The organism is Mesorhizobium sp. M7A.F.Ca.MR.362.00.0.0, from assembly GCF_004023175.1.
Lineage (GTDB): Bacteria > Pseudomonadota > Alphaproteobacteria > Rhizobiales > Rhizobiaceae > Mesorhizobium.
On the sequence record NZ_RZTF01000134.1, the window covers coordinates 1 to 3156 of the forward strand.

3 protein-coding genes are annotated in these 3156 nt (G+C 62.2%); all 3 read right to left on the bottom strand.

Going from position 1 to position 3156, the window contains the following annotated elements; translation table 11 throughout:
- Nucleotides 1–115 precede the first annotated feature (115 nt).
- Nucleotides 116–979: a D-amino-acid transaminase gene (locus EOC06_RS17715; RefSeq protein ID WP_127267299.1), complete on the bottom strand. Its 864-nt coding sequence runs from the start codon at nucleotides 977–979 to the stop codon at nucleotides 116–118.
- A 91-nt stretch (nucleotides 980–1070) separates the two neighbouring features.
- Nucleotides 1071–2432, bottom strand: coding sequence for a sigma-54 dependent transcriptional regulator (locus EOC06_RS17720; RefSeq protein WP_023812026.1), 1362 nt, complete (start codon nucleotides 2430–2432; stop codon nucleotides 1071–1073).
- A partial coding sequence (locus tag EOC06_RS42745; protein WP_245469720.1) for a PAS domain-containing sensor histidine kinase occupies nucleotides 2422–3156 on the bottom strand: 735 nt, incomplete at its 5' end. The genes EOC06_RS17720 and EOC06_RS42745, both read right to left, overlap by 11 nt.

The window sequence follows — 3156 nt, forward strand, 5'->3', positions numbered from 1 at the left end:
TTGCAAGCCAATGCGCCAAATTAACGGGCGCATGTCAAGCTCGCAAACACCGTCTTGTCGTCAGTAACGACAAGCAGAACGAGATATATTGATGTTCATTCCACCTGTGCGGTTATCAGGCTGGACTTTTTTCCGCAATGTCAAAAAAGGCCTGCCGCAAGGAAAGTGTTATTGAGCCAGGGTGCCCATTGGCGACCGTATCGCCGTCGATAGCCACCACCGGCATGGCGAGTGTCGTTGCGGAGCTGATGAACGCCTCGCGTGCCGCCTTGGCCTCGGCGACGGAAAAGCCGCGCTCCTCGATCTTCAGGCCGAGCTTGGCCGCCACTTCGAACATGGTCGTGCGGGTGATGCCGCGCAGGATGCCGTGCTCGGCCGGCCTAGTGACCAGGACGCCGTCCCGAGTGACGATCCAGGCATTGGACGAGCCGCCTTCTTTTACGTTGCCTTCGGCGTCGACGAACCAGGCTTCCTGCGCACCGGCCTCCTTTGCCTTCTGCTTGGCCAATACATTGGGCAGCAGCCCGACGGTCTTGATGTCGACGCGGTCCCAGCGGTTCTCCGGCACGGTGATGACCGCGATGCCGGTCTCGGCTCGCTTTGCTCCGGCTGCGGGGTCGGCCTTCCTGGCGGTCACCACCAGGGCCGGCTTGGTGTCTGCGGAAGGGAAGACAAAGTCGCGGCTGGCGACGCCGCGCGTCACCTGGACATAGACCAGTCCGTTGGCGACATGGTTGCGGTTGACCACCTCGCGCAGGATAAGCGGCAGCACGTGAGAGGTGACTGGCCAGGCGATCGACAATTCGGTCAGCGAGCGGTTCAGCCGCGCCAGATGGCGCGGCATGTCGACGATGAAGCCATGCGCCACCTCGCAGACCTCATAGACACCGTCGGCGAACTGATAGCCGCGATCCTCGATATGCACGGCAGCGTCGGCGTGCGTGACATAGCGCCCGTTGACATAGGCAATGCGCGGCATGGGCAACCCCTAAGAAATTCTGGGGCTTTCTTATGCGATTCCACCGCGGCCGTAACCGGCAAATGCTTGGCCCAGGCGCGGCTAACCCGCGTCAGACGCCCAGCGACTTCAGCTTGCGGTGCAGTGCGGAGCGCTCCATGCCGATGAACTCGGCGGTTTTCGAGATGTTGCCGCCGAAACGGTTGATCTGGGCGATCAGGTAGTCCTTCTCGAACTGCTCACGCGCTTCGCGCAACGGCAGCGCCATGATGTGCTGGTCGGATTGATTCGGCGTGCGCGGCATGACATCTCCGATCTCGGCCGGCAACAGATCGGCGGTGATCGGCGCATCGACGTCGTCGCCGCGCGCAAGGATCATCAGGCGCTCGACATTGTTGCGCAGCTGGCGAACGTTGCCCGGCCAGTTGTGCGCCTGCAGCACGGCCAGCGCGTCGTCGCCGATGCGGCGCGGCTTGATGCCGGCCTGGCGGGCGATCTGCTTCATGAAATTGTCGACGAGGTAGGGAATATCCTCGCGCCGCTCGGCCAATCCCGGCACGATGACCGGAACCACCGCGAGGCGATGGTAAAGATCCTCGCGGAAACGCCCGTCGGCAATCATCGCTTCGAGGTTCTGCGAGGTCGAGGAGATGATGCGGACATCGACCTTGACCCGCTTGGTTCCCCCTACCCGCTCGAACTGCTGCTCGACCAGCACGCGCAGGATCTTGTTTTGCGTCTCGCGCGGCATGTCGGCCACCTCGTCGATGTAGAGGATACCGCGATGGGCCTCCTCCAGCGCGCCGACCTTGCGCTCGACGCCATTCGATTCGGTGCCGAACAGCTCGATCTCCATGCGCTCGGGCGTGATGTTGGCGGCGCTCAGCGTCACGAAAGGTGCGCTCTTGCGCGCCGACAGCGTGTGGATGGCGCGCGCGGCCAATTCCTTGCCCGAGCCAGACGGTCCGATGATCATCACGCGGCTGTTGGTCGGCGCGACGCGTTCGATGGTCTGGCGCAACTGGCTCATCGCCGACGACATGCCGATCAGATCGAAGGTTTCGCCGCTGCGCAGCTTGAGGTCGGAAACCTCGCGCCGCAATTTCGAGGTTTCCAGCGCACGCTCGGCAATAAGGATCAGCCTGTCGGCCTTGAACGGTTTTTCGATGAAGTCATAGGCGCCGCGACGGATGGCGGAGACCGCCGTTTCGATGTTGCCGTGGCCGGAAATCATCACCACCGGCAAGGTCGGATGCATGGTCTTGATCTCGTCGAGCAGCGCCAGCCCGTCCAGGCGCGAGCCCTGCAGCCAGATATCGAGGAAAATCAGCCGCGGCGCGCGATCAGCTATAGCAGCGAGCGCACTGTCGGCATCGAATGCCGTGCGGGTTTCGTGACCTTCGTCGCTCAGTATGCCCGCGACGAGTTCACGGATGTCTTCCTCGTCATCGACGATGAGAATATCAGACGCCATTACCGACCTTTTCAGTTTCTCTTTCGTTTTCCGCCCTGCTTTCGCCGCGCGGAGCCGTTGCGGCCGCAGGCGGCAGGATGATGCTGATCATCGCGCCGCGCCCATCGTGGAAGTCCGCTGGAGCATCGTGTAGTTCCAGCCTGCCGCCATGGTCCTCCACGATCTTCTTGACGATAGCGAGGCCAAGTCCGGTGCCCTTCTCGCGTGTGGTCATGTAGGGCTCGAGCAGCCGTTGGCGATTCTCGCGCGGCAGGCCTTTGCCATTGTCGATGACGTCGATTCGAATCGCACCATTCTGGCGCCCGGCTTGAATCCGGATTATGCCGTGCGAACCGTCCTTCTGTTCCAATCCGTCGATGGCCTCGGCGGCGTTCTTGATCACATTGCCGAAAGCCTGCGCCATCAGGCGGCTGTCGAAAGTGCCCTTGAGCGGCTCCGTGCCGAATATCCGCTCGAAAGTGATGTCGGCGCGGCTGACCTCGACCAGGAACGAGGCCTCACGCAGCGATTCGCGCAGGTCTATCGCCTTCATCTCGGGCTTTGGCATGCGCGCGAACGCCGAGAATTCGTCGACCATACGGCCGATATCCTCAACCTGACGGATGATGGTGTCGGTGCATTGGTCGAAAACCTCGCGGTCCTCGGTAATCACCTTGCCGTAACGGCGCTTGATACGTTCGGCCGAGAGCTGGATCGGCGTCAGCGGGTTCTTGATCTCGTGGGC

Excerpts from the sequence above, each read along its gene's own strand:
- EOC06_RS17715 (WP_127267299.1), bottom strand. The coding sequence starts at position 979 with ATGCCGCGCATTGCCTATGTCAACGGGCGCTATGTCACGCACGCCGAC.
- EOC06_RS17720 (WP_023812026.1), bottom strand. The coding sequence starts at position 2,432 with ATGGCGTCTGATATTCTCATCGTCGATGACGAGGAAGACATCCGTGAA.